Raw genomic sequence first — 24,433 nt, forward strand, 5'->3', positions numbered from 1 at the left:
AAGGAGCGTGAAGTGACAAAACCCCAGTTGGTAAAGGCACGTATACAAGCCGGCGTATGGGAAGGTGTTCTGACGATCGGGAATGCGCAGGACGACCCGCCAGATCTTCAGGTGACGCATCTGTCGCAGAAAATCAATGGTGTGACAGTGGCACCTCACCCGGATCAAAATGGCGCTTTCGTGGTGAAAGTGCCGATCCCAGCGGAGTTGCTGACCGATGGCGTTCAGACTTTCCTGATCACCGACAAGAACAGTGGTGCGACACTCAATTCGTTTTCGATCATGACCGGGCAACCGCTTGAGACGGACATCAGGGCCGAGGTCGATCTGTTGCGCGCAGAGCTGGACATGCTCAAACGCGCGTTTCGGCGGCACTGCATGGAAACCAGCTAACAATGTCCCGGCTGTTGGTCAGCGCGTGCCTGATGGGACAGAAGGTGCGGTATGACGGGCAGTCCAAGACATTTCTGCACGCTTGTTTGACGCGCTGGAAGGCCGAAGGCCGACTCGTGCCGTTTTGCCCGGAACTAGCCGGAGGCTTGGCGGTTCCGCGTCTGCCCGCCGAGATAGAGCCGGACTATGGTGGTGACGATGTTCTGGCCGGACGTGCCAGAGTATTGGACAACGCCGGGACCAATGTTACCGCCGCCTTCGTTACAGGTGCGAAGCGCGCTGTAGAAATGGCACGATCCCAAGGCTGCACCTATGCCTTGTTGACCGAGGCCAGCCCGTCTTGCGGATCGACGCTGCTTTATAGCGGGCATCACGATGGCGCGCAGCGGATCGGGTTCGGCGTTACCACTGCTGCATTGCGGGCCGCAGGTGTGGCCGTTTATGCTCCCAATCAGATCGACGCCCTGACCAGAGATTGCGCGTGGTAAACCCGCCCGGTTACGCAGCGTTTTGAATGACAGCGCGCGACCCCTCGTACAAGTTTGCCGCAACTGACAGGAGACCGCCAGCATGACCAGCTATCCGACCCTACTTGCCCCCCTTGATTTGGGCTTTACGACCCTGAAGAACCGCGTGCTTATGGGGTCTATGCACACAGGGCTTGAAGAACGTGGCGACTGGCCGCGCGTGGCTGAATTCTATGCCGAACGCGCCCGGGGTGGGGCGGCGTTGATCGTGACCGGTGGTATGGCTCCGAACCCCGAAGGTGGCGTGTATCCCGGTGCGGCAGGTCTTTACACCGACGAAGACATTGCCAATCACCGGATCGTCACGGATCGTGTGCACGCTGAGGGCGGCAAGATTGCGATGCAGATCCTTCACGCCGGGCGCTATGCCTATGGACCGGATTGCGTTTCGGCCAGCCCAATCAAATCACCAATTTCACCTTTCCCGCCGAAGGAACTGGACGAAGACGGCATCCAGAAACAGATCGCCGATTTCGCCACCGCCGCCGCCCGCGCGAAAGAGGCTGGCTATGACGGTGTCGAGGTTATGGGGTCGGAAGGCTATTTCCTGAACCAGTTCCTTGTCACCCACACCAACAAGCGCGAAGACCGCTGGGGTGGGCCGTATGAAAACCGGATGCGCTTGCCGATCGAGGTGGTGAAATCCGTGCGCGCCGCTGTTGGTCCCGAGTTCATCATCATCTATCGCTTGTCGATGATTGACCTTGTCCCCAACGGCTCGACCTTTGACGAGGTCGTGCAATTGGCGAAAGAGATCGAGAAGGCCGGCGCCACGATCATCAACACCGGCATTGGCTGGCACGAGGCACGTATCCCGACAATTGCAACCTCGGTCCCGCGCGCCGCTTTTACATGGGTCACGAAAAAGCTGATGGGGCGGGTGTCGCTGCCAATCATCACATCAAACCGGATCAACCACCCGGACGTGGCCGAAGAGGTGCTCGCCGGTGGCGCGGCGGACATGGTGTCGATGGCACGCCCATTTCTTGCCGACCCGGCGTTTGTTGCGAAAGCCGCCGAGGGCCGGGCTGGCGACATCGCACCTTGCATCGCGTGCAATCAAGCCTGTCTGGACCATACGTTCGGTGGCAAGATCTCGACCTGCCTTGTAAACCCGCGGGCCTGTTACGAGACAGAACTGCGCTATGACATGACCGACACGCCCAAATCCATCGCCATTGTGGGCGCGGGGCCTGCGGGTCTGTCCACGGCGCTTGTGGCCGACCAACGAGGTCACAGGGTTACGTTGTTTGATCGCGCCGATCAGGTGGGTGGGCAGTTGAACATGGCCAAGAAAATCCCCGGCAAAGAGGAATTCATCGGTCTGGTCGAATGGTATGAACGGCAGGTTGCGGCATCAGAGATTGACCTGCAACTGGGAAAAGAGGTGACTTCGGACGACCTTGATGGCTTTGACGAGGTGATCATCGCCACCGGTGTCATCCCCCGCGATCCGGGGATCGAGGGGCAGGAGTCCGACAACGTCCTGTCTTATATCGACGTCTTGCGCCACGAGGTGCCAGTGGGCGACCGTGTGGCGATCATCGGGGCAGGGGGTATCGGTTTCGATGTGGCCGAATATCTGACCCAAGCGGGTGACAGCCCGACCGAAAACCTTGACGAATGGCTGATCGAATGGGGCGTGACCGACCCGGCCAAGGCGCGTGGCGGGTTGTCACCGGATGGTCCGAAACCCGAAGCGCCTGCGCGCCATGTGACGCTGATGCAGCGCAAGGCCAAGACGCTGGGCAAGGGGCTTGGCAAGACCACCGGTTGGATTCACCGCGCGACCCTGAAAATGAAAGGGGTCGAGATGGTGGGCGGTGTGAATTACGAGCGGATTACCGATAATGGGCTGATGGTCTCAACTGGTGAAGCGCGGGATAACCCGCGTATGATCGAGGCGGACAATATCATCCTGTGTGCCGGTCAGGTCAGTGACCGCAGTCTTGCCGACGCGCTTGTGGCGCGAGGAAAGTCACCGCATGTGATCGGTGGCGCGGATGTGGCGACAGAACTTGACGCCAAGCGGGCAATCGACCAAGGATCGCGCCTGGCGGCCGCTCTTTGATCTGAACCACTGATCTTGAGGCGTTTGCTTCGGAGGTCACATGGTTTTCTTAGCCGTCTTTGCAGGTCTTATGCCCAGCTTCCTTCTTGTGGGGTTGGGTGGAGTTCTTCGCAAGCGTCTGTCTGAAAACGCGTGGCAAGGTCTGGATCGGCTGAATTTCGAGATCCTGTTTCCCGCGCTTTTGTTCGTGGCGGCTGCCAGCCGCCCCATCGACCCGGAAAAGCTTTTCATCATGGCACCTGTTGTTTGGTCCATCCTGTCTGTTGGATTGATCATGGGTTGGCTTGTTCGCGGTGTCGGGCCAGACCGGTTTCTGGATTTCGCGGGCACGTGGCAGGTTTGCTGGCGGTTCAACACGGCCCTGGGTCTGGTCGCTGTCGAGCTTCTGACCCATGGCGGCGCAGGCGAGATGGCTGTGGCGGTCGGCATGGGCGTCCCTGTGGCAAATCTGTTTGCGGTGTCCGCCCTGTCGCACGGCGGTGCGTTGGGCTTTGGGGCGACCGTGACCAAGGTGGTCCTGAACCCGTTTCTGCTGGCCAGTCTTGGCGGTGTCGTGTTTGGCTTGATGGGCTGGCGCTTACCCACCCCGATCATGGTCCCGATCGAGATGTTGGCGCGCGCAGCCATCCCCATCGCGCTTTTGTCGATTGGTGCGACCATGAACTGGGGTGCGTTGGCGCGGCTGGACCGGTTCAGCGGGGCGATCTGTGCGATAAAACTGGTGGTGCTGCCTGTATTTGCTTTGGGTGTCAGCCTGGTCCTGTCGCTGGATCCAGCCATTGCATCGGTGCTGATCGTGTTTGCAGCCCTTCCGACGGCCTCGGCGGCGCATGTATTGGCGTCGGCCTTCGGGGCAAACCGAAATCTGGTCGCGACCTTGATCGCCCAGACAACTTTGTTGGCTGCCATCACCCTGCCAATCTGGATCAGTATCGCAGAGCTAACCTTTTCAACACGATAGCCGACCGCGGTCGTTTCCAGAGCCATAACGATCCCGCAATTACCCCCGTATTGTCGGTTGTTCTTCACAGTCTTGCCCCAATTGGCCGGGATAAACGAGCGCACTGGGGTGAACTTGTTGGAAAGAGTGAAATGGATCGACTGACCGAAATGGAAGCCTTTGCCACCGTAGTGGACCAAGGCGGTTTCACGGATGCTGCCAAGAAGATGGGTATCTCGAAATCTGCGGTTTCCAAGCATGTCTCAAGTCTTGAGGCACGCCTCGGTGCCCGGCTTTTGAACCGCACGACACGGCGGGTCAGCCCGACGGAAATTGGCCTTGCCTATTACGATCGCGCGCGGCGCGTCTTGAATGATGCAGGCGAAGCGGATGCGCTCGTGACGTCCATGCAGTCGGCCCCGTCCGGTATCCTGCGCATTTCCGTAGCGACCGATTTTGGTGTTAATCACCTAAGCCCTGTGCTGGGAGAATTCTTACATGATTTCCCCGATGTGCATGTGAATCTGGATTTGGCCAACCGCTACGTTGAGTTGATTTCCGAGGGGTTCGATATGGCTATCCGTGTGGGCGAGTTGGAAGACAGCTCGCTTCGCGCCCGCAAAATCTCAACGACCACCCGCCGGATGGTTGGCAGCCCCGAATATTTCGAGCAGTATGGCCGCCCCACTCGCATCGACGACCTGAACGAACACAAACTCCTGCATTACTCGAACCAAAGTTCGGGCAATGTTTGGAAAGTTCCGGCCCCGTCAGGCGAGGTGCGGCAGGTCCGGTCTGCTGGCTGGCTGAGTGTGAATGACGGACAGTCGCTTCTGAATGCGGCCATTTCCGGTCTTGGAATCGCCTATTTGCCCAGTTTCCTTTATTCCGATGCGTTGGAGCAGGGGTTGGTCGTCGATGCGATCCCCGACTTGCCCCAGGATGTGCAGGGTATCTATGCCGTCTATCCTCCGGGCCGGTTCACTCAACCCAAAGTCCGCGCGTTTATCGATTTTCTGGTTCACGCCTTTGCCGATAAAGGGCCCGACAACTGGTAATTGGACCAGCGTCTAGTCAGTGCTGATCAATACCGCTTCTACCCGTCGGTTCATCTCGCGACCTTCTGCTGTCAGGTTGGGGGCGAGCGGCATCAGAAAGCCAACACCCTCGGCAGATAATTGCGCGGGGTTCACCTCGTATTGCTGGATCAGGCTGTTCATCACTGCGGTTGCCCGTTTGCGTGACAGTGTGACATTGCCTGCAAGGCTGCCCTCTGCATCTGTGTGGCCCACCAGAATGATCTCTCGCTCGGGGTTCCGATTTAGATAGGTCGCAAGTTCGTTCAGGACAGGCACGTTGCCGTCGGTCAATTCAGAAGACCCGGTCGCGAAGCTTAGCCCGTCAAGCACGGTGCGTCCGTTGTTTTCCAACAGCGCGCCAATGGGTCCGGATGATGGGATGCGCACAGCTGTTTGAGCCGAGATCGCCGGTGCCTTGGATGCCGCGCTGTCTTCCGGGTTGAGCTGCAACACTTCAATAAAAGCTGCCTCTTTCGAGCGACTGACCAGGACACTGGTCAGCTGACCCTCCTTGCGCGCGCTAAGATAATGATAATCGCCAAGGTCTACGAACATGTCAGGCGCTTTGAAATGACCCACGCCGAAGCGGAAATCATAGCCGCCGCAGGACACGGACTGACACTGAAACAATATGTCGAACCCATCCTGAATCAACTGGTCGCGCAGGCCGAGGAGGATCTGAAAGCTGGTTTGGCTGGTGCCATCCACTTTCCACGCCTGACGAACAATCTGACCTTCGGCGACGATGGAAGGCACCGCCTCGCCATTGAAGCGCTCTGTTGCAATGGTGGCGCGACCTGCGTCGTCGCGCTCTTCCGCGCGCAGTTTCGCCCCGGCTGGCAGATTGAACGCCTGGACAGGTTGCGCTGCACCGGTGGCAAACATCAGCACGGTTGCCAGCCAAAGGAATCGGGACAAGATCGTCATCGATTCTGGGCGTGATATTCGACGTTTGGTTGCATCCCGACAGCCGATGCCATGCGGTTGGACATCGAGAAAAACCCGACCGTAGCTGCAATATCCCAGACGTCCCGATCCGAGAACCCGGCTTGCCGCAATGCGTTGCGATCCGCCTCGGTTATTTCGGAGGATGCCTTGGCAACTTTCTCGGCAAAACCCAGCATTGCATGCTGACGGTTGTCCAGATCGGCCATGCGCCAGTTCATGACCATCGCTTCCCCCAGTTGCGGATTGCCGGACAGGGCGCGCACGGCGGCACCATGGGCGACCTGACAATACCAGCAGCGATTGATCGAGCTGACGACAACGGCGATCATCTCGCGCTCCAGCTTTGACAACCCGCTGTCGCCCAACATCAATTCGTTATACATCGCCGAAAACGCGCGCAATTTTTCCATGTCGAACGCATAGGCTTTCAGCACATTCGGGACGAGGCCAAGTTTCTCGTCGCAGATGTCGAAGTATTTCTGAATGTCCTCGGGCAACGGGTCGACCATCGGCAGGTCAAGCGCCGTCACACCATTGTTTTTGCGCGGCATGGGTGGTTCCCTTTATTGTGGTTTGGTGCGGTAATGGTAATGCCCGATCAAGTGCATCCCAATATTGGCATAAAGAGGATTTGCCGCGTGGTTGCCTTGGGTCACGATCAGGGCAACATACTTTGCCCCTTGAGCCTTCGCCCAGATCGCTGCCTGCTTCAGCAGGTTCAAACCCGTTCCCATCCGGCGCATTTCCTTGTCTACATGCAAGGCATGGACCATCGCGATCTCTCCGTGCAGGCCGACAAATCCAACACCTGACGGGGCATCGTCGGTGCGGGCCAGCAAACCCGTTTTGGGGCACTTGGCACGTTCCATCACGGCACGCCGTTCTTTGCCAACGCCACCAGCTTCCCACAGTTCATCCATGATCGACAGACTCGGCCAGATGGAAAAGGCCGAGACAGGTGGCGGGGCATTCTGGGTCAGCTCTTCAACCTCGATCACCCAGAAATTAACCGGATCGACAATCTGATAGCCGTGTTTTTCAAGCATATCGTCCAGATGCTCATCGCCATGACGGATTTGAAACAACGGATCCATCCCAAGCTCGCGCATGGCTTTTTCCGCGACGGGCAGGTCCGCTTCGGTGGTTGGCCAGTTTTCCGTCGCAGCCGAGACACGCTTGCCCCCACCAGCGCCATCACGGATGACCCATGCGCCGACGCGTTTTGTTTCGGCAGGTGGCCAAGTCGCTTCGCAAGCTTCAATAACTTTGTCAACGCTGGGAAGATTGTGTTTCATATGTCCTCCGAAAATAGTTGGGACAGGGTTTGGACGGCAGCATCAAGCCGGGCGGGATCTGTGCCCCGGATCACGATGTTCGCGCCGAAAATACCGTTTTGAATGAATGGATATGATCCGAAACTCAGGTCCGCGTTTTTGTTCGCCAGTTGCCCCAACGGGCCGGCGATCTCGCCTTCCCCGCGTTCGATCCGGATCGAACGGGATTGCAGAGGCGCACCCCCTGTCAAGTCGGGTATAACACTATCGACCATTGCCTTGAATACAGACGGAACGCCCGCCATCACATGCACGTTTTCCAGCGTGAAGCCGGGTGCGATCGACACTGGATTGTCAATCAACGTCGCGTGGTCCGGGATTCGCGCCATGCGCTGGCGTGCAGCGTTGAACTCCTGTCCCTGCCGTGCGTAATGGGCGGCCAACAGGTCGCGCGCATCGTCGCGGATGTCGATATGGTCATCAAAAGCGCGTGCGATGCAGTCTGCGGTGATGTCGTCATGGGTGGGGCCGATCCCGCCCGAAGTAAAGACGTGGTCATAGCTTTTGGAAAGCGCTATTACCGCTGTCTCGATCGCCGGGGCGTCGTCGGACACGACGCGCACTTCTTTCAGGTCAATGCCGTGCTCGGTCAGTTTACCCGCCAGGTAATGCATGTTTGCATCCCTTGTCCGGCCTGACAAAATCTCGTCTCCGATCACCAACATGGCGGCTGTCGGGTTTGGCATTGCTTGCTCCTTTCCTTCTTCCGGTATAGGCCCGCTCCATGCAATTTCCCAGCCCCCTTGTGCCCGCCAGACTCATTCGACGTTACAAACGTTTTTTGGCCGATTGCCTGCTGGAAGATGGTCGTGAAGTGGTTGCGCATTGTGCCAATCCCGGCTCGATGATGGGTCTGGCTGATCCGGGCATGAAAATCTGGCTGGAACCGAATGACGACCCCAAGAAGAAGCTGAAATTCGGCTGGCGGTTGGTGGACCATGAGAACGGGCATATGACGGGGGTCGATACGTCGGTGCCGAACCGCGCGCTGCGGGTGGCGCTGGACACGCGTTCGGTCGCGGGCTTGGGGGATTATCACACCGTCCGGCCCGAGGTGAAATATGGTGACAACAGCCGCATTGATTTTCTGTTGGAAGGCGATGATCGGCTGACCTATGTCGAGGTGAAATCCGTGACGCTGTCGCGCCAACCCGGTCTGGCCGAGTTTCCCGACAGCGTGACCGCCCGTGGCACCAAACATTTGGGCGAGTTGGCGAATATGGTTGCGCAGGGCCATCGCGCCGTGATGCTTTATCTGGTGCAGCGCACCGATTGTGATCGGTTTGATCTGGCACGCGATATTGACCCGGTCTATGGCGCGGCATTCGATGCAGCGCGCGCGGCAGGCGTTGAAACGATAGCTCTTGGCACGCGGGTCAGCCCCGAGGGTATTGAAATTGCAGGCCCTCTGGCGTCTTTGGCCTGAACATCCTATTTAGGGGCGAAGCAAGAGGACCAAACCATGGACGATACCATGCGCGTGACCAAAGAAGGCATTCGCCTATACGACACTTCCGATTTTACCGGGATGCATGCGGCAGGCCGTTTGGCCGCCGATATTCTTGACCGGATCGCGCCGATGGTAAAACCGGGCGTGACCACCGCCGAGCTTGACGCCGCGATTGAGGCTATGGTGGACGAGGCGGGCGCGGTTTCGGCAACGATTGGCTATAAAGGCTACAAACACGCGTCCTGCATTTCGCTGAACCATGTCGTCTGTCACGGTATCCCCGGATCGAAAACGCCCAAGGGCAAGAACGAAAAATCGGCTCGCAGACATGACGAACTGATTGACGGCGACATCCTGAATGTCGATGTGACGGTGATCGTGGACGGATGGTATGGCGACACCAGTCGAATGTATAAGGCTGGCACGATCAAACCCTTTGCCGAGCGTCTTATTCAAGTGACGCATGATGCGTTGATGAAAGGGATCGAGGCCGTGCGCCCCGGAAACACCTTCGGCGACATCGGGCACGCCATCCAGTCTCATGTGGAAAGCCAGCGCATGTCGGTGGTGCGCGACTTCTGCGGCCACGGTCTGGGGCAAGTGTTCCATGCCCCGCCGAACGTATTGCATTATGGGCGTCCCGGTATGGGTCCGGTGCTGGAAGAAGGCATGTTCTTCACCATTGAACCGATGGTCAATCTGGGCCGGCCGGAAACCAAGATCCTTGCGGATGACTGGACAGCGATCACCCGCGATAAATCGCTGTCTGCGCAGTTCGAACACTCGGTCGGTGTCACGGCAGATGGGTGCGATATCTTCACGTTGTCGCCTGCCGGAAAGTTCCACCCGACTTGGGATTAGGCTGCTGAAAACGCACAGATCGAGATTGTCGTATCCCCATATCGTCGCACATCAAGCAATTCGACCCCGTCCGGGGGCGTGACCGCCACGTTATCCTCCCACACGATCAGCGCATCTGGCGCAACCCAGCCCCCTTGCATGGCGGCGGTCAAAGCCTTTTCCCCCAGCCCTTTTCCATAGGGTGGATCCAGAAACACAAGATTATGGGGTTGGCCACCTCCCAACCGTGTCGCGTCGCGTTTGATAATGGTGGTTTCATCCGAACAACGACATTTCGCAATGTTCTCGCGGATCAGAGACAGGGATTTGCGGCCATCATCGACAAACGTCACATGGTTAGCACCGCGCGACAGGGCTTCCAGCCCCAGCGCGCCGGTGCCCGCAAACAGGTCCAGAACCCACGCGTCCTGAATTGGGTCGCCAAACCGCCCCCCGGTCAGCATCGAGAACAGGCTTTCGCGCACACGGTCAGTGGTGGGCCGCAGATGCGCACCGGCATCACCTTTGCCGACATTGGCCAGAGACAACCCGCGAAAACGCCCGGCAATAATCCTCATTTCAACAGCGGTTTCAGGTCAGCGGTTGGGTCGGCAATGATCGCCTTGTCCGGCGACTTGCTGCCTTCGATCAAACGTTTGCCGATCATATAGGCGCGCGGATCGTTCATCGCGTCCACCGCCAGAAGCGTATCACCCTGATAATACCAGAAGCTCATGCTGCCCTCGTGTTCGCCTGTCCGCGACACGATGTTGTCATAGCCTGCGTTCAGACCTGCGATTTGCAGTTTTACCTCATACTGATCCGACCAGAACCACGGTTTGGCAACATATTTGACGTTTTCGCCCATCATGTTGCGCGCGACCACCTCTGCCTGATCAATGGCATTGGGCACGCTTTCCAGCCGGATACGCGTGCCGCGATAGGGGAAAGAGGCGCAATCGCCCGCCGCCCAGATTGCAGGGTCTGACGTGCGGCCTTGCGCGTCGGTCTTAATTCCGTTGTCAATCTCAAGCCCGGCTGCTTCGGCCAGTGAGGTGCACGGAGATATCCCCACACCAACCACCGCGAAATCAACGTCAAGCGAGCTGCCGTCCGACAACACTGCTCCCGTCACACGACCGTCGCCGGTCAGCCGATCCAGCCCGACCCCTTCGCGAATATCAACCCCGTGGGCGCGATGCAGGGTGCGGAAATAATCCGACGTCTCAGGTGCGGCGACCCGTTGCAGGATGCGATCTGCCATTTCCACCAGCGTAACCCCAAGACCCTTCTTGGCGGCAACCGAGGCAGCTTCCAGTCCGATGTAGCCGCCACCAATGATCAACACGCGGCGGTCTTGCGCGAACTCGGCGGCCATTCTGTCGACGTCTTCCAGTGTGCGCACCACATGCACACCCTCAAGCGTGCCGCCAATCGCGGCGGGCAGGTGTCGCGGTGCAGATCCCGTGGTCAGAGCCAGTTGATCGTAAGGAACGCGTTCATCACCGATCACCACCTCGCGCGACGCTGCATCAATCGCGTCCACACGGGTGTCTAGTCGTAGCGTGATGTTGTTCTCCGAATAAAAGCTCTCGGGGCGTAGATAAAGGCGTTCCAACTCCATCTGACCCAGCAGATACGCCTTTGACAGCGGGGGGCGTTGGTAGGGCGGTGCAGGCTCGGCCCCGATCAGGGTGATGTCTCCGTCAAATCCGGAATTCCGCAGCTTTGCAACCAAGGACGCACCGGCTTGCCCGGCGCCGATGACAACAATGTGAGACATGTTGGGTTTCCATTCTTACTGACCTGACGCGGTTTTCAGACTATGACTGGAGGAACCGGAAACACAATCAGGGATGTTGAAAATGACACTTTCAGTAGGTGACAAACTGCCCGACGCGACCTTGTTGCGGATGGGTGCGGACGGACCAGAATCGGTCGAGCTTTCGTCACTGACGAAGGGGAACAGGGTGGTGATATTCGCGTTGCCTGGTGCCTATACCGGCACTTGCACGACGGCGCATGTTCCCAGCTTCATACGGACAAAACCGGAGTTCGATAAGAAAGGCGTCGACGCGGTGGTTTGTATTTCCGTCAATGACCCGTTCGTCATGGACGCATGGGGCGAAAGCACAGGTGCGGCTGCGGCAGGTATCACCATGTTAGGCGATGCAGAAGGTACGTTTACACGAGCTGTCGGTATGAGCTTCGACGCCCCACCTGCGGGCTTGATTAACCGCTCGCGCCGTTATGCGCTGTATGCGGAAGACGGTGTGGTCAAAGTGCTGAATGCCGAAGAAAACGCCGGGGTATGCGAAACCTCGGGCGGCGAGGCATTGTTGGCGGACCTGCCGGCCTAGTCACGCTCGTGCATGTCCGTCTTTCGAAAGGGGCCGTAGGAGGTCAGGATGTCGATATCCCCTTCAACGGCCTCTTTCTCGGCGGTCACAAATTGTTCGACCGCATCGCGAAATCCGGGTTCAGCGATCCAGTGCAATGAATGAGTCGCCACGGGCAGATACCCGCGCGCCAGTTTGTGTTCGCCTTGCGCACCGGCCTCGACCCTGCGCATCCCGTGCGAGATTGCGAAGTCGATCGCTTGATAATAGCAAAGCTCGAAATGCAGACAGGGGAAATGTTCCAACGCGCCCCAATAGCGCCCGAACAGCGTTTCGCGCCCGATCACGTTCAGCGCACCGGCAACAGCGCGGTCGCCCTCCACCGCCAAGACCAGCAGCACATCATCGCGCATTGTTTGATGCATCTCGTCAAAGAAGGCACGCGTCAGGTAAGGGCGACCCCATTTGCGCGCACCAGTATCCTGATAAAACCGCCAGAACGTGTCCCAATGGTGGGATTTTATGGCGTCGCCGGTCAGAGCGACGATCCTGCCACCAAAGTCCTGCGCCTGCCGTCTCTCTTTCCTGATCTGTTTGCGCTTTCGCGAACTCAGGCTGTCCAGAAACGCATCGAACGTCTGATATCCATGGTTTTCCCAATGAAACTGTTGCCCGATCCGATGAAGAAGTCCCATTTGTTCGCCCGCTTTCGCCTCTTCGCTTGTGCAGAAGGTGACGTGTGCAGAACTCAGGCCGTTCTCTGTGGCGATCTTGACAATGCCCTGCACCAATCCGGCCTGTCCAACGGTTTCGTAACCGGGTCGGGTCAGAAAGCGGCGGCCGCTGACGGGGGTAAAAGGAACCGCAACTTGCAGTTTCGGATAGTATCGCCCGCCCGCCCGTTCATAGGCATCTGCCCAACTGTAATCGAACACATACTCACCCTGACTGTGGGCCTTTGCATAGACCGGCGCGACGGCGATGATCTGCGCTTCTGCATGGACACTCAGGAAATGTGGCTGCCAGCCGGTGCCCTCGCCGACGCTGCGTGATGCTTCCAGCGCGGTCAGGAAGCGATGCGTCGTGAACGGATCGACAGGGCGTCCGCCGTCCGCCGTTTCAGGACAGGCGCAGGCATCCCAGTCCTTGGATGCAATACTGGCAAGGCTTTGATGGGTGCGGATTTCGATCTGAGTATCTGTCACCGTGACATTGGGCCTAACCCCACAAGCGCGGTCAAGCCGCATAGCCTTCAAAGGTGATGTTGTCGGCAATCTTGCGCGCTTCGATCTCGGCGGCTTTTGATTTGACCGTCCAGCACAGAACGGGCACGCCTTTTGCCTTCAACCTTGCGACAGCAGGGCTGCGAAGGTCCTGAATGTCATGGCTGATGAAACTTGCCTTCACCCGATCAAAATCAGGGATATCGCGAAGGTAGCGGCGTGTGGCGGCTGGCAGAAGCGGGTTGTCTTTTTCAAGAAAAGCCTCGGTGGTCAGGCCCAGGGCACAGGTCGGATCAAGTGCGCCGAGCGCAGCGACCGAATGCGGGTTGAACGACATGACAGCCACGTCGCCCGCATAGCCGGCAAGAGCACTGGCCACGGCGTATTCAAGCTGTCCGGTTCGTGGCCCCATTGCCCCATCCTGATCCTTCATTTCCACCAGCAAGGGCACGCGACCGGACACGATCCGAAGCACCTCTTCAAAAGTTGGAATGCCTTCGTCGCCATGATACAATGTAATACCGCCCAGTTCATCAGATGTACGTTGCTGGATTGGCCCGGACTGACCGGTCAAACGCCGCAGGTCATAGTCATGAAAAACCATGGCCTGCGCGTCTTTTGACAGTTGCAGATCAACCTCGATCCCATAGCCCGCCGCAATGGCCGCATGGATCGCTGCGCGTGAGTTTTCGGGACGACCCGCTGTCACATCGTGCAGTGCGCGGTGGGCAATCGGGCGTGCCAGAAAGCTGGCAGGCAGGGGAACTGGTGAACGGGTCATTTGATCTGGAAAATGCCCTCGATCTCGACCGCGACTCCAAATGGCAGGCTGGCGGCCGAAACGGCTGAACGCGCGTGTCGCCCAACATCCCCAAGCGCTTCGACCATGAAGTCCGACGCCCCGTTTATCACCTTAGGCTGGTCGCCAAACTCGTCCGTTGAGTTGACGAAGCCGACCAGTTTGACAACTTGTTGAAGGCGGTCCAGATCGCCATCACAGGCCGCTTTCACCTGTGCCAGCAGACTGATCGCGCAGCTGCGGGCGGCTTGGGCGCCTTCTTCGGCGGTCATGGTCTTACCCAGTTTTCCTGTCAGGAACGCGCCGTCTTTCATCGAGATCTGCCCCGATACATGCACCAGATCGCCGATTTTAACATAAGGCACATAGTTTGCAGCCGGTGCTGGTGCATCGGGAAGGGTGACACCCAGGTCTGCAAGTCGGGTTTCAAATTTGCTCATCTCGCGTCCTTTTCGATTGTCTTCGCGCTTGGCGTAGGGCGGTTGCTGGGACGCTAGCTTGCCATCCGTTTCCTGAAAAGGGTGAAAGCGATCATCACAACGAGCCTGCCAGCCCGGACGGGTTATTTTTCGCGCAGAGCGGTGCGGAAAAACGCGGTGAAAGGCTGCAACAGGTAAGATATCGGGCTGCGATCTGCGATCTTGATGAATACTTTGACCGGCATTCCAGGAAGTAGAATGGTATCGGTGGGCAAACGGGCACGTTGAGTCCGGTCAATGCCGATCTCAACCTCGAAATAGCCTTGCCCGGTTTGTTCGTTCGTGACCGCATCAGCCGATATCTTTTTGACCCTTGCTGTCACATCCGAACCATTTCGGGCCGCAATGGCCGGGAAGGTCAGCGTTACCGCTTGGCCGATAAAAAGCTGGTCAATATCTTGTGGGCTGATCCGCGCTGCGACCCGCAATGCGTCGTCCTGGGGGATGAGGGTCAGAATGGGCTGACCGGGCTGGATCACGGATTGTGGTGTCTGGATCACCAGTTGATGAACGAGACCGGAGACCGGGGCGCGAACGGTCAACCGCTCCTCCTCAAATTTGATGCTACGAAGTTTTTCGGACAGTTCGGCAGCTTTGGACTGTAAATCCCGCAACTCCGCAATCACCTGCTCACGATGCTCCGCGTCAAAAGACAGTTTTTGCAATCGGGTTTCAGTCAGCCGCAATTCCGCCTCGGCTCTGGTTGCAGCGATTTCGGCCAATCGGCCGGTCAGAACAGCCTCTTCCCGTTCAAGGGCCGCGATTCGGGGATACTGCGTCAATCCCTGATCCAGCAGATCACGTTGCCGCTGCAAATCTTCTCGAAGAAGGGCGATCTGTCGCGTCAACGCAACTGTTTGTGCATCCAACCCGCTTTTCTGCTGGTCGATTTGTGATGCACGCTGGTCCAGTTGAGCAGATCGGGTTTGGGTCAGTTCGCGGCGCGACAGAAACAGTCGGGTCTGCCCTTGCATTATCTCGGTCAGACTTGGACGATCCAGTGCGATCTGTTGCAGCGTGGATGGATAGATGACAGACGGCGCGTCGTCCCGTTCCGCCTTCAGACGAGCGATCCGTGCCAAGGTGTCGACCAGTTGGTTTTCCAGCACGGCGCGTCGCGACTGTTGGCGCGTATCGTCAAGCGTTAGAAGGATGTCGCCCGCGCTGACCATATCGCCATCGATTACCTTGACCGAGGTAACGACGCCGCCTTCGGGGTGTCGGACCGTATGGTTCGCGCGATCCGGGCGAACGATGCCATCGGCGACCACGGCACTCGCGATCTGCGCAGAGACAGACCATGCGCCAAAGCCAATGAGAAGGACCGCCAACGTAAGGAATCCGAACAACGTGATACCGCGAACTGACAGATCAGGCGTTGGCATCGCTACCTCGCTCAACATTGTGCAGGGCATGAAGCTGATAGGCGTTCCGCACGGTTTTCCTGAGGATGTCTTCGCGTGGTCCGAAGTCAGTGATGCGACCGCGATCAAGCACCATCAACAGGTCGCAATGCTGGATGACCGAGGGGCGGTGGGCCATGATCACGACCACCCCACCGCGCGCTTTCACACCTTGTATCGCGACGCTAAGTGCTTCTGATCCGTCAAGGTCGAGGTTCGAATTTGGCTCGTCCAGCACGACCAAAGGCGGCGCGCCATACAGCGCGCGCGCCAGGCAGATTCGCTGCAACTGGCCGCCGGAAATCGGGCTGTTTCCGGGCGTGACCACGGTGTCATAACCGTCAGGCAGGGACAGGATCACTTGATGCGCGCCCGCGGCGGTGGCCGCGGCCACAACATCGGCGTCGTCTGTATCCGGGTGAAATCCAGCAATGTTCTCGGCCACAGTCCCGTCAAAAAAAACAACCCGTTGTGGCAAATAGCCGATAGATCGACCAAGCTGGGCCGGGCCATAGTGATGGAGCGCCGCACCGTCCAACCGCACAGAGCCAGCCGACGGGCGGAGCGCACCAGTCATGACTTGTGCCAGTGTCGATTTTCCAGCGCCTGAGGGGCCAATAACCCCCAGTGCCGTGCCCGGCGACAACATGAAGGATATATTCTGCAAGACCGCAAAGCTCTGACCCGTTGGGATGACGGTGACGTTGCTGACCTGCACATTGGCTGCGGGAGTGGGAAGAGTTGTTCTTGTGGCCCCAACAGGCGCGTCTGAAAGATGCTGAGCCAGTGATTGCCAGGCTGCCTTTGCCTGTTGCGCGACGGGCCACTGACCGACGGCAATATCAATTGGGCCAAGCGCGCGCGAAAGCAGAATGGATCCGGCAATCATGGCACCCGGCGATATCGCACCCTGCAATGCCAGATAAGCCCCCAAACCCAGCATCGCCGACTGAAGAAACTGCCGGAAAGTTTTTGTCATCACGGCGAACAGACTTTGCTGGTCCGAGAGGCTCAACCCAGTGCCCAACGCGACAATGCGAAGTCGTTTCCAGCGGAGAGTTGTGGTTTCTGACAGCCCAAGCGCACGAACCAATTGCCCTTCGGTCTGCAACCGCCCCGCCATCTGATCGGCGTGCAGGGTCTGGTTTCTTAATACGGCCATTGGACCCCGTGTGAGCCATTGGTTAAGCGACGTAATCGTTACCAGAATCACGCCGCCCGATACCGCCAACGCACCCAGCCATGGATGAAACACCGTGATCGCCAGCAGAAAGACAGGCGTCCAGGGAAGATCAAAGAAAGCGGTCATGACCGGGCTTGAGAAGAGCCGCCGGATTGCATCGACATCGCGCACCGCGCTTGCAGTGACTGGCCGATCCTGGGGCTTCTGTTCCGAGTTCAGGTTCAAAAGGAAGATGCGTTCATCAAGGTCTGCTTGGAAACGGGCACCCGCGCGGGCCAGCAGGCGACCGCGCGCATAGTCAAGGCAACCCATCATAAGGAACAGAAACGCCATGAGGAGCGTAAGGGTGGCGAGAGTTGCTTCGGACCCGCTGCTCAGGACGCGATCATATATCTGCAACATGTAGATCGGTGCCGTCAGCGTCAAAAGATTGACAAAAATGGAAAAGATTGCCGCGTTTATCAGCAGCCCGCGCATCCTGTGTCGGATCTTGCGCAGCTCTTTCTGACCGTAAGCGTGTTGCTGGTGTCCCATTTGATCTGACCTGATGAAGGCCGCCATATGCGGTGCGCAGGCAGAGCGCGCTGGCTTCGGCGGGATTCGGCTTGTAAACTGTCGCCAAATAGACACATTAAAAGCTGCAAATCCCTTAACGGCTTTGCATTGAAACACTGCGCATTATGTGTCACCTCAACGTCCGACTGCCGCCAAAATAAAGATATCACTGTGACCAAACCGATTTCGAAGACTTTTCCGGCGATGGCTGGCCTGTTGCTTCTGACACTTGGGGCTTGTGCGCAGGCACCGGCGCCTTCGGGCTATGACGACCCGCATGAGGTGCAGAACCGCCGCACCCATGAGGCGAACGTTGATCTGGATCGCGCACTGATTTCACCGGCATCGACGGCTTATGGCGAGATTCTGCCGCGCGGTGTTCGCGATACGATCTCGGTTTTTTCGGACAATGCCGGATTGCCAGGCGTCGTGGCCAACAACATCCTGCAAGGCAATGTCGAAGATGCCGTTCACAATACCGTGCGGTTCCTGTTCAATTCGACCTTCGGGCTGTTGGGCATGGTAGACGTAGCAACCGAGATTGGTCTTGAAGAACGCGACAGCGATTTCGGCGAAACGCTACATGTCTGGGGTGCGTCTGAAGGCGATTATGTGGTGCTGCCGTTCTTCGGACCGTCGACTGAGCGGGACGGATTTGGCATTCTTGTCGACTTCGTGCTGAACCCACTGAGCTTGGCTTTGCCGACCGAAGTAAAACACCTTCCCAAGGTCACTTGGGTTCTGGCAAAGTTTGGCGACCGTTACACGTTCGGCGATACGATTGACGAGTTCTACTATAATGAAGACGGGTATGAGTTGATGCGGCTCTATTACCTTGATTCGCGCCGGTATGAGCTTGGCATCGAGGTCGAGGACAATGAGCTTGAGGATATTTATGATGCGTATGATGGGTAACGAAACCTCACTGACACGCCGCGCTGTTCTGGGCGGACTGGCCGGACTGGGTGTTTTGGCCCTGTTGCCGGGCCGCGCGATGGCGGCAATCGACGCCGCGAAAGCAGAAAACCTGATCGGTCAGGTTGTCAGCGATATCAACGGGATCATCAATTCCGGCACATCCGAAGCGACGATGATCAAAAGGTTCGAGAACGTATTTGCAAAATATGCGGATGTGGACTTCATCGCGTTGTCGGCGCTTGGCCCGGATGGTCGTTCAGCCAGCGCGTCGCAGAAAAGCGCATTCGTCAAAGCCTTCCGCGCCTATATCGCCCGCCGCTATGGCAGCCGTTTCCGCGAGTTTGAGGGTGGAAGCATCAACGTTGTCAGCTCGAAGCAGGTGAAAAGCCGATTTGAGGTTCTGACCAAGACCCAGCTCAAGGGAAAATCTCCGTTTGATGTGGTGTTTGTGGTATCGGCCAAGAACGGCAAGTTCATCGACATGCAGGTCGAAGGGATTTCGATCGTGAAGTCCGAACGCAAAGAAATCGGCGCGATGCTGGATCGCCGTGGTGGCGACCTGAACCAGTTGATTGCGGATCTCAAGGCCGGCTGACCCAGCCGCCCGTTCTTTCAGGCTTCAAACACCCCTGCGGTTGCGCAGGGGTGTTTTTCGGTTTTGGGGCATCATCTCCGCTGGGTTGCAAAAGATTGCAGGCGCAAGTATTTGAACGAAGCCGAGCAATGGAGGCAAGCAATGACAGGTGCGAACTGGCCCGGACGGACGCAGAAGGAAAGCCTTGGTTTTCTGTCACAAGTGTTGGCGCGTCGCGTGGATGAAGCGATGAAAAAGCAGTTGGCCGGTTTGGACCTGGATTTCCGGTTCTTCATGACCCTGATGCAGCTTCTTGCGCAGGATGGACAAAGCCAGCGAGAGTTGGGTTCAAAGCTGAACCTTCCCGAATATCAGGTCAGCCGAAATCTGGACGCCATGGCAAACGGCGGTTTGATTGAACGGCGCACAAACCCGTCCAGCCGCCGCACAACACAAGTGTTCCTGACGATCAAAGGGCGCACGCTTGCTGAAAAACTGCCGCCCCTGATCACCGATCTGAATGATCGCTTTTTAAGTGTGCTCACCCGTGATGAGCGCGTGATGCTGATCAACATGCTGCAACGGATACTGTCTCTAACGGATTGAAGTCTGTGTCAAAATTCGCGGCCTCAGTTCTTTCCAAAGATCGAGCGGAGCACACCAATCAGCGCGTCTTCGACCGCTTGGCCGACATTCTGCCCGCCTTGTGGGCGGTTGCCCTGTCCCTGGACAACGCGGCCATCCGATGTGATCACGCTCCCATCGAACTGCGGTGCGCTTCCCGGTCGGATCATTGGAAGCGGCGAGGGCACAAGCTCTGATTGGATGCGGACCATGGCTTCGCGCCACATCTGGGCGGGCAATCCGCCGCCGGTGACACCTTTCAGGGGCGTGTTGTCGTCATAACCCATCCACACGCCCATCACATAATCAGCTGTAAATCCAATGAACCATGCGTCGCGAGACGACGTCGTTGTGCCGGTCTTGCCTGCAATCTCAAGCCCTTCGATCTTGGCGCGACGTCCGCTGCCGGCTTCGACGACGCGGCTCATCATATAGATGAGTTGCTGTGCCGCCTGTTGCGAGATGACACGCTCGCCGATCCCGCCGGTCTGTGTCATCAAGGGGTCACTTTCGCCGACAAGGCTTAGTTCCGTTAAACCATAGGGGATCACCGCCGAACCACCGTTCAGAATGCCCGCAAAGGCACCTGTGGTTTCAAGCAATGTGCTCTCTGATGCCCCCAAAGCCAGCGCGGGGCCAGCCGCCAGATCGCTTTCGATGCCGAACATCGAGGCGACACTGCGCACGGCCTCCAGCCCCACGTCCTGGGCCACCTTCACGGCTGGAACGTTTAACGACCGGGCCAGTGCATCGGTCAGACTAACATTGCCATAATGCTGACGGGTATAGTTTTTCGGGCACCATTCACCCGACCCAGCGACGTTTACGCAATAGGGCTCATCGAGAATGAAATCATCCCAGCGATAGCCCATATCCAGCGCGGCCGCATAAACGAAGGGTTTGAATGCGGACCCGGTTTGACGTTTCGCCTGTGTTGCCCGGTTGAACGCGCCCGTCACTTTGGTTTCGCGCCCGCCGACCATACCGCGCACGGCGCCATCTGAGCTCATGACCACAATTGCAGCTTCTGCATCGGAGCCTTCAGAGATCTTGGTGGCGAAGATTTCTGCCATTGCCTCTTCGGCGGCTGTCTGTATCCGGGGGTCCAATGTGGTCTTGATGATCACGTCTTCGGTCGTCTTGCGCGTCAGGAAAGCAGGCAGGTCGCCCATAATCCAGTCGGCGAAATATCCACCGGTCTGTGCCTTCGCAGCACCGGACAGGGTGGCTGGGTTGGCTTGGTATTGTGCAGCATCCGCGTCGCTCAGATATCCCTGTTCATTCATCAGGCGCAGAACCGTTGCAGCCCGATCCTGTGATCGCTTCAGATCGGCAGTGGGTGCATAGACTGACGGTTTCGGCAACATGCCCGCCAGCATCGCAGCCTGAGCGGGGTTCAAGTCTGACGCAGGGATGGCAAAGTATCGCTGCGCTGCGGCATCAAACCCATACGAACCGGCGCCAAGATAGGCACGATTCAGATAGATGGTCAGGATTTCGTCTTTTGAGAACTTGGTCTCAAGCGCCAGCGCATAGACGGCTTCCTTGATCTTGCGGCGCAGCGAGCCTTGGCGACAATCGGCCTCATAGGCTGCTTCGTTTTTCCATTGGTCCGGGTCAAAAGGCACACCCAGACAAAGAAGTTTTGCGACCTGTTGGGTGAGCGTCGAGCCACCGTTACCTGACAAGGGGCCGCGACCTTCACTCAGGTTGATGCGAATGGCGCTCGCGATGCCGCGTGGGCTGATGCCCAAATGGCCGTAGAATCGCTTGTCTTCGCTGGCGACAACGGCGTCGCGCAGATAAGGGCTGACGGTTTCTGTGGTGATCGTGCGGCCACGTTGATCTCCGCGCCATGCGTAAACCGCGCCGTAACGGTCGAGAATCGTAACAGATCCCTTTGCCCGCCCGTCCAGAAGCGCATTCAAATCAGGAATTGTGGACGCGAAATAGAATACAGCAATCGCGACAATCAGCGCGACCACGGCCGCGCTTTTCCATGTCAGCCGCCAGATTAACCGAACGACCCAGCCGACCAAGAAAATCGGCCAGCCCAGAATACCCTTGGGCCGCTGTGTCCGTGCGGTGCGTTTGGTGGCGGGTTTACGTGTCTTGCGCCGAACGGGCTTCTTGGCCGCTGGCTTGGTTTTTGAATACCGCTTGTCTGCCACCAATTTGGGGCGCTTTGGTCCGGTTGGGCTCATGATACTGGTTCCGCGTCTGCTCGGTTGATCCAGATTAACGAATCGATTTCGAAGAGTGTAGCCGGTTCATCCGGCGCCTGCGACTTTTCGCAACGTCTAAAATTTAAGCACATCATTGTGCATGCGCAGCATTTTTTGCGCAACCACAGTTTTGGGCGTCGGCGAAGCTATGCCAACCCTGTCCTTCACCCGGTTCTGACGCACTGAATAGCACGGAAGGTATGCCGTTCCGTGCGTGCCCGGGATGTGGGACAGAAAGGAAAAGATCGTGAAACTGATCATAGCAGCGATCAAACCGTTCAAGCTGGAAGAGGTGCGCGAGGCGCTGACCTCGGTCGGGGTGACGGGGATGATGGTCACAGAAATAAAAGGATTCGGCGCGCAATCGGGCCATACCGAGATTTATCGCGGTGCGGAATATGCCGTGAATTTCCTGCCAAAAGTAAAGCTGGAGATCGTCGTTGACGATGATCTGGCACCTGATGTTGTCGAAACCATCGCCAAGTCGGCGCACACCGGCAAAATCGGCGACGGCAAAATCTTCACCCTCGATGTGGGCGACGCCTTGCGCGTGCGCACCGGCGAGACCGGCTTGGAAGCCCTTTGAGCGCGCGAAAGGAAATACAATGAAACATAAACTTGTAATATCGACAGCCCTGCTGGCAGCATTGCCCGGCTTGGCTTTGGCCCAAGAGGCGGGCGGCGAGGCCGCCGCCCATACGCAATTCATCCTCACATCCGTGCTGTTTCTTCTGGGTGGCATCATGGTGTTCTGGATGGCCGCAGGTTTTTCAATGTTGGAGGCTGGTCTTGTCCGTTCAAAGAACGTGACCATGCAGCTGACCAAGAATGTCGCGCTCTTTTCCATCGCGGCAATCATGTATTGGCTCGCGGGCTATGGCATCATGTATCCCGGTGAATGGCTGATCGAAGGCTGGCTTGGGCCGTTCTTTGCCGTGACGTCGCTCGATCCGGTTGGTGTTGCTGCCGATGCGGTGGACATTGGCTATGCCTCCGGCGCGTCTGACTTCTTTTTCCAGTTGATGTTTTGCGCCACCACGGCGTCGATTGTGTCGGGAACGCTGGCCGAACGCATCAAGCTGTGGCCGTTCCTTGCTTTCGTGGTCGTTCTGACCGGCTTTATTTATCCGATCGAAGCAAGTTGGCAGTGGGGCGGCGGCTGGTTGTCGGAAGCGGGTTTCTCGGACTTCGCAGGTTCCACCCTTGTGCACGCTGCCGGTGGCTTCGCCGCTCTGGCAGGTGTCCTGACCCTTGGTCCGCGCATTGGTAAATACAAAGACGGTCGCACCGTACCGATGCCGGGGTCGAACCTGCCGCTCGCAACGCTGGGGACATTCATCCTGTGGCTGGGCTGGTTCGGGTTCAATGGTGGTTCGCAACTGGCGATGGGCACGATCTCGGACGTGTCGGACGTGGCGCGGATCTTTGCCAATACCAACATGGCCGCAGCTTCGGGTGCCGTCGTTGCGATGATCATGACGCAGCTTCTGTTCAAGAAAGTCGATCTGACGATGACCCTGAACGGTGCACTGGCGGGTCTGGTGTCGATCACGGCAGAACCGCTGGCCCCGTCACTGTTCCAAGCACTGATCATCGGCGGTATCGGTGGGGTGATCGTGGTCTTTGTCGTGCCGCTGCTGGACAAGCTGAAGATCGACGACGTGGTCGGTGCGATCCCGGTTCACCTTGCGGCAGGTTTCTGGGGCACGTTCATCGTGGCCTGGACCAACGCAGACGCCAGCTATGGCACCCAGATCATGGGGTTCCTTGCCATCGGCATCTTTGTCTTCGTGGTCAGCTTCATCGTCTTTGCGATCATCAAGGCGACGATGGGTCTGCGTGTCAGCGAAGAGGAAGAAGTCAACGGGCTGGACATGGCCGAGCTGGGCATGGAAGCCTATCCCGAGTTCACCAACGGGTGATCAGAATAAATGTGCCGGGGATCAACCCCGGCACGCGTTGGCCGCGCAAAGCCAGGGCCAACAGGGAGAGAGAAGGGGGCAATCGCCTCCTTCTCTTTGTTTTTGCTAAGGGGGTGTTGGATGCTACTGTCAGATTGATCCACCGTGTTCCGATCTGCGGTAAAAGGAGAACTGACATGGAAATCACCATCGAGACTACGATTGACGCCCCCATCGATGCCGTTTGGACTGCCTGGACCACCCCAGAGGCGATCATTCAATGGAACGCAGCGTCAGATGATTGGCACACCACCAAATCCAGTGTGGATTTGAAAGTCGGAGGTGAATTCAGCAGTCGCATGGAAGCCAAGGATGGCTCCATGGGGTTTGACTTCTCCGGAACCTACACGCGCATCGAAAAACCAAACCTGCTTGAGGCAGAGTTTGGTGGGCGGAAGCTGCGTGTTCAGTTTTCTGAAGCAGGTGGAAAAACAACGATACGCGAAACGTTCGAGCCAGAGGACCAGAACTCTGCCGACATGCAGCGCGCCGGTTGGCAGGCGATACTGGATAACTTCAAGCGTTTTGTCGAAGCAGAAAGCGGAAACGCCTCCCGATAGATGTGTCG

At 57.8% G+C, this 24,433-nt stretch carries 26 protein-coding genes; 14 read left to right on the forward strand and 12 right to left on the reverse strand.

Annotation, left to right across the window (positions count from 1 at the left end):
- Positions 1 to 12 precede the first annotated feature (12 nt).
- The 5 genes from AC13C8_RS18700 to AC13C8_RS18720 all read left to right on the forward strand — a co-directional run bounded on the left by AC13C8_RS18700 (position 13) and on the right by AC13C8_RS18720 (position 4,989).
- Positions 13 to 393, forward strand: a complete 381-nt coding sequence (locus AC13C8_RS18700; RefSeq protein WP_482848680.1) for a hypothetical protein — start codon at positions 13 to 15, stop codon at positions 391 to 393.
- A gap of 2 nt (positions 394 to 395) precedes the next feature.
- A complete protein-coding gene (locus tag AC13C8_RS18705) occupies positions 396 to 881 on the forward strand; it encodes a 2-thiouracil desulfurase family protein (protein WP_482848681.1) in 486 nt (161 codons plus the stop codon).
- A gap of 82 nt (positions 882 to 963) precedes the next feature.
- Complete coding sequence (locus tag AC13C8_RS18710; RefSeq protein ID WP_482848682.1) at positions 964 to 2,991, forward strand: 2,4-dienoyl-CoA reductase FMN-binding domain-containing protein; 2,028 nt, start codon at positions 964 to 966, stop codon at positions 2,989 to 2,991.
- A gap of 40 nt (positions 2,992 to 3,031) precedes the next feature.
- On the forward strand, positions 3,032 to 3,952 hold the full coding sequence (locus AC13C8_RS18715; RefSeq protein WP_482848683.1) for an AEC family transporter: 921 nt from the start codon (positions 3,032 to 3,034) through the stop codon (positions 3,950 to 3,952).
- Between the two features lie 131 nt (positions 3,953 to 4,083).
- A complete protein-coding gene (locus tag AC13C8_RS18720) occupies positions 4,084 to 4,989 on the forward strand; it encodes a LysR family transcriptional regulator (RefSeq protein WP_091431749.1) in 906 nt (301 codons plus the stop codon).
- A gap of 12 nt (positions 4,990 to 5,001) precedes the next feature.
- On the opposite strand, the gene AC13C8_RS18725 is transcribed toward AC13C8_RS18720, so the two are convergent.
- From AC13C8_RS18725 to AC13C8_RS18740, 4 genes are read right to left on the reverse strand one after another with little or no spacing between them, the layout of a single operon-like run.
- Positions 5,002 to 5,937: an OmpA family protein gene (locus AC13C8_RS18725; RefSeq protein ID WP_482848684.1), complete on the reverse strand. Its 936-nt coding sequence runs from the start codon at positions 5,935 to 5,937 to the stop codon at positions 5,002 to 5,004.
- A complete protein-coding gene (locus tag AC13C8_RS18730; RefSeq protein WP_482848685.1) occupies positions 5,934 to 6,509 on the reverse strand; it encodes a peroxidase-related enzyme in 576 nt (191 codons plus the stop codon). The genes AC13C8_RS18725 and AC13C8_RS18730 overlap by 4 nt, the downstream gene beginning before the upstream one ends.
- Before the next feature lie 12 nt (positions 6,510 to 6,521).
- On the reverse strand, positions 6,522 to 7,253 hold the full coding sequence (locus AC13C8_RS18735; protein WP_482848686.1) for a GNAT family N-acetyltransferase: 732 nt from the start codon (positions 7,251 to 7,253) through the stop codon (positions 6,522 to 6,524).
- Positions 7,250 to 7,978: a competence/damage-inducible protein A gene (locus tag AC13C8_RS18740; RefSeq protein WP_091431742.1), complete on the reverse strand. Its 729-nt coding sequence runs from the start codon at positions 7,976 to 7,978 to the stop codon at positions 7,250 to 7,252. Before AC13C8_RS18740 ends, AC13C8_RS18735 begins: the two co-directional genes overlap by 4 nt.
- A gap of 38 nt (positions 7,979 to 8,016) precedes the next feature.
- On the opposite strand from AC13C8_RS18740, the gene sfsA reads away from it, so the two are divergent.
- Positions 8,017 to 8,718 (forward strand): DNA/RNA nuclease SfsA, encoded by a 702-nt coding sequence (sfsA, locus tag AC13C8_RS18745; RefSeq protein WP_482848687.1) that lies wholly within the window; start codon positions 8,017 to 8,019, stop codon positions 8,716 to 8,718.
- Between the two features lie 36 nt (positions 8,719 to 8,754).
- Entirely contained in the window at positions 8,755 to 9,603 is an 849-nt protein-coding gene (gene map, locus AC13C8_RS18750) for a type I methionyl aminopeptidase (protein WP_091431739.1), read from the forward strand.
- Here the strand turns inward: map and rsmD are convergent.
- Both rsmD and AC13C8_RS18760 read right to left on the reverse strand, forming a co-directional pair.
- Positions 9,600 to 10,160 carry a 16S rRNA (guanine(966)-N(2))-methyltransferase RsmD gene (rsmD, locus tag AC13C8_RS18755; RefSeq protein WP_482848688.1) on the reverse strand — a complete coding sequence of 187 codons (561 nt, stop codon included), beginning with the start codon at positions 10,158 to 10,160 and terminating at the stop codon, positions 9,600 to 9,602. The two genes, map and rsmD, sit on opposite strands and share 4 nt — an antisense overlap.
- The gene (locus tag AC13C8_RS18760) at positions 10,157 to 11,365 is read right to left on the reverse strand and encodes an NAD(P)/FAD-dependent oxidoreductase (RefSeq protein WP_091431735.1); all 1,209 of its coding nucleotides are present in this window, start codon (positions 11,363 to 11,365) and stop codon (positions 10,157 to 10,159) included. The genes rsmD and AC13C8_RS18760 overlap by 4 nt, the downstream gene beginning before the upstream one ends.
- Before the next feature lie 82 nt (positions 11,366 to 11,447).
- Here AC13C8_RS18760 and AC13C8_RS18765 point away from each other — a divergent pair, with 82 nt between their 5' ends.
- Positions 11,448 to 11,942 (forward strand): redoxin family protein, encoded by a 495-nt coding sequence (locus tag AC13C8_RS18765; protein WP_482848689.1) that lies wholly within the window; start codon positions 11,448 to 11,450, stop codon positions 11,940 to 11,942.
- Here AC13C8_RS18765 and AC13C8_RS18770 read toward each other — a convergent pair.
- The 5 genes from AC13C8_RS18770 to AC13C8_RS18790 form a co-directional block, all read right to left on the reverse strand.
- The gene (locus tag AC13C8_RS18770) at positions 11,939 to 13,126 is read right to left on the reverse strand and encodes a GNAT family N-acetyltransferase (RefSeq protein ID WP_482848690.1); all 1,188 of its coding nucleotides are present in this window, start codon (positions 13,124 to 13,126) and stop codon (positions 11,939 to 11,941) included. The genes AC13C8_RS18765 and AC13C8_RS18770 overlap by 4 nt on opposite strands.
- A 31-nt stretch (positions 13,127 to 13,157) precedes the next feature.
- Complete coding sequence (locus AC13C8_RS18775; RefSeq protein ID WP_482848691.1) at positions 13,158 to 13,925, reverse strand: glycerophosphodiester phosphodiesterase family protein; 768 nt, start codon at positions 13,923 to 13,925, stop codon at positions 13,158 to 13,160.
- Positions 13,922 to 14,383 carry a RidA family protein gene (locus AC13C8_RS18780; RefSeq protein WP_091431731.1) on the reverse strand — a complete coding sequence of 154 codons (462 nt, stop codon included), beginning with the start codon at positions 14,381 to 14,383 and terminating at the stop codon, positions 13,922 to 13,924. Before AC13C8_RS18780 ends, AC13C8_RS18775 begins: the two co-directional genes overlap by 4 nt.
- 122 nt (positions 14,384 to 14,505) lie before the next feature.
- On the reverse strand, positions 14,506 to 15,807 hold the full coding sequence (locus AC13C8_RS18785) for an HlyD family type I secretion periplasmic adaptor subunit (protein ID WP_482848692.1): 1,302 nt from the start codon (positions 15,805 to 15,807) through the stop codon (positions 14,506 to 14,508).
- Positions 15,794 to 17,542 carry a type I secretion system permease/ATPase gene (locus AC13C8_RS18790; protein WP_091432698.1) on the reverse strand — a complete coding sequence of 583 codons (1,749 nt, stop codon included), beginning with the start codon at positions 17,540 to 17,542 and terminating at the stop codon, positions 15,794 to 15,796. Before AC13C8_RS18790 ends, AC13C8_RS18785 begins: the two co-directional genes overlap by 14 nt.
- Before the next feature lie 192 nt (positions 17,543 to 17,734).
- Between AC13C8_RS18790 and AC13C8_RS18795 the strand changes: the two genes are divergently transcribed.
- From AC13C8_RS18795 to AC13C8_RS18805, 3 genes are all read left to right on the forward strand, one after another.
- Complete coding sequence (locus tag AC13C8_RS18795; RefSeq protein ID WP_177179358.1) at positions 17,735 to 18,478, forward strand: MlaA family lipoprotein; 744 nt, start codon at positions 17,735 to 17,737, stop codon at positions 18,476 to 18,478.
- The gene (locus AC13C8_RS18800) at positions 18,459 to 19,076 is read left to right on the forward strand and encodes an MlaC/ttg2D family ABC transporter substrate-binding protein (protein WP_482848693.1); all 618 of its coding nucleotides are present in this window, start codon (positions 18,459 to 18,461) and stop codon (positions 19,074 to 19,076) included. The genes AC13C8_RS18795 and AC13C8_RS18800 overlap by 20 nt, the downstream gene beginning before the upstream one ends.
- A gap of 141 nt (positions 19,077 to 19,217) precedes the next feature.
- On the forward strand, positions 19,218 to 19,661 hold the full coding sequence (locus tag AC13C8_RS18805) for a MarR family winged helix-turn-helix transcriptional regulator (RefSeq protein ID WP_482848694.1): 444 nt from the start codon (positions 19,218 to 19,220) through the stop codon (positions 19,659 to 19,661).
- A 23-nt stretch (positions 19,662 to 19,684) separates the two neighbouring features.
- On the opposite strand, the gene AC13C8_RS18810 is transcribed toward AC13C8_RS18805, so the two are convergent.
- The gene (locus tag AC13C8_RS18810; RefSeq protein ID WP_482848695.1) at positions 19,685 to 21,883 is read right to left on the reverse strand and encodes a transglycosylase domain-containing protein; all 2,199 of its coding nucleotides are present in this window, start codon (positions 21,881 to 21,883) and stop codon (positions 19,685 to 19,687) included.
- A gap of 268 nt (positions 21,884 to 22,151) precedes the next feature.
- Between AC13C8_RS18810 and AC13C8_RS18815 the strand changes: the two genes are divergently transcribed.
- The 3 genes from AC13C8_RS18815 (at position 22,152) to AC13C8_RS18825 (ending at position 24,425) form a co-directional block, all read left to right on the forward strand.
- Positions 22,152 to 22,490, forward strand: a complete 339-nt coding sequence (locus tag AC13C8_RS18815) for a P-II family nitrogen regulator (RefSeq protein WP_091432692.1) — start codon at positions 22,152 to 22,154, stop codon at positions 22,488 to 22,490.
- 19 nt (positions 22,491 to 22,509) lie between these two features.
- Entirely contained in the window at positions 22,510 to 23,826 is a 1,317-nt protein-coding gene (gene amt / locus AC13C8_RS18820) for an ammonium transporter (RefSeq protein WP_482848696.1), read from the forward strand.
- A 176-nt stretch (positions 23,827 to 24,002) separates the two neighbouring features.
- Entirely contained in the window at positions 24,003 to 24,425 is a 423-nt protein-coding gene (locus AC13C8_RS18825) for an SRPBCC family protein (RefSeq protein ID WP_482848697.1), read from the forward strand.
- The last annotated feature ends 8 nt before the right edge of the window (positions 24,426 to 24,433 follow it).

The organism is Aliiroseovarius sp. B-4 (assembly GCF_056857795.1).

What these genes read in the sequence shown, in the direction of transcription:
- amt (WP_482848696.1), top strand. Translation starts at nt 22,510, where the DNA reads ATGAAACATAAACTTGTAATATCGACAGCCCTGCTGGCAGCATTGCCC.
- AC13C8_RS18800 (WP_482848693.1), top strand. Translation starts at nt 18,459, where the DNA reads ATGATGCGTATGATGGGTAACGAAACCTCACTGACACGCCGCGCTGTT.
- AC13C8_RS18775 (WP_482848691.1), bottom strand. Translation starts at nt 13,925, where the DNA reads ATGACCCGTTCACCAGTTCCCCTGCCTGCCAGCTTTCTGGCACGCCCG.
- AC13C8_RS18785 (WP_482848692.1), bottom strand. Translation starts at nt 15,807, where the DNA reads ATGCCAACGCCTGATCTGTCAGTTCGCGGTATCACGTTGTTCGGATTC.
- AC13C8_RS18720 (WP_091431749.1), top strand. Translation starts at nt 4,084, where the DNA reads ATGGATCGACTGACCGAAATGGAAGCCTTTGCCACCGTAGTGGACCAA.
- AC13C8_RS18780 (WP_091431731.1), bottom strand. Translation starts at nt 14,383, where the DNA reads ATGAGCAAATTTGAAACCCGACTTGCAGACCTGGGTGTCACCCTTCCC.
- AC13C8_RS18810 (WP_482848695.1), bottom strand. Translation starts at nt 21,883, where the DNA reads ATGAGCCCAACCGGACCAAAGCGCCCCAAATTGGTGGCAGACAAGCGG.
- AC13C8_RS18705 (WP_482848681.1), top strand. Translation starts at nt 396, where the DNA reads ATGTCCCGGCTGTTGGTCAGCGCGTGCCTGATGGGACAGAAGGTGCGG.
- AC13C8_RS18825 (WP_482848697.1), top strand. Translation starts at nt 24,003, where the DNA reads ATGGAAATCACCATCGAGACTACGATTGACGCCCCCATCGATGCCGTT.
- AC13C8_RS18730 (WP_482848685.1), bottom strand. Translation starts at nt 6,509, where the DNA reads ATGCCGCGCAAAAACAATGGTGTGACGGCGCTTGACCTGCCGATGGTC.
- AC13C8_RS18765 (WP_482848689.1), top strand. Translation starts at nt 11,448, where the DNA reads ATGACACTTTCAGTAGGTGACAAACTGCCCGACGCGACCTTGTTGCGG.
- AC13C8_RS18790 (WP_091432698.1), bottom strand. Translation starts at nt 17,542, where the DNA reads ATGGGACACCAGCAACACGCTTACGGTCAGAAAGAGCTGCGCAAGATC.
- AC13C8_RS18725 (WP_482848684.1), bottom strand. Translation starts at nt 5,937, where the DNA reads ATGACGATCTTGTCCCGATTCCTTTGGCTGGCAACCGTGCTGATGTTT.
- AC13C8_RS18735 (WP_482848686.1), bottom strand. Translation starts at nt 7,253, where the DNA reads ATGAAACACAATCTTCCCAGCGTTGACAAAGTTATTGAAGCTTGCGAA.
- AC13C8_RS18710 (WP_482848682.1), top strand. Translation starts at nt 964, where the DNA reads ATGACCAGCTATCCGACCCTACTTGCCCCCCTTGATTTGGGCTTTACG.
- rsmD (WP_482848688.1), bottom strand. Translation starts at nt 10,160, where the DNA reads ATGAGGATTATTGCCGGGCGTTTTCGCGGGTTGTCTCTGGCCAATGTC.
- AC13C8_RS18760 (WP_091431735.1), bottom strand. Translation starts at nt 11,365, where the DNA reads ATGTCTCACATTGTTGTCATCGGCGCCGGGCAAGCCGGTGCGTCCTTG.
- AC13C8_RS18740 (WP_091431742.1), bottom strand. Translation starts at nt 7,978, where the DNA reads ATGCCAAACCCGACAGCCGCCATGTTGGTGATCGGAGACGAGATTTTG.
- AC13C8_RS18805 (WP_482848694.1), top strand. Translation starts at nt 19,218, where the DNA reads ATGACAGGTGCGAACTGGCCCGGACGGACGCAGAAGGAAAGCCTTGGT.
- AC13C8_RS18715 (WP_482848683.1), top strand. Translation starts at nt 3,032, where the DNA reads ATGGTTTTCTTAGCCGTCTTTGCAGGTCTTATGCCCAGCTTCCTTCTT.
- sfsA (WP_482848687.1), top strand. Translation starts at nt 8,017, where the DNA reads ATGCAATTTCCCAGCCCCCTTGTGCCCGCCAGACTCATTCGACGTTAC.
- map (WP_091431739.1), top strand. Translation starts at nt 8,755, where the DNA reads ATGGACGATACCATGCGCGTGACCAAAGAAGGCATTCGCCTATACGAC.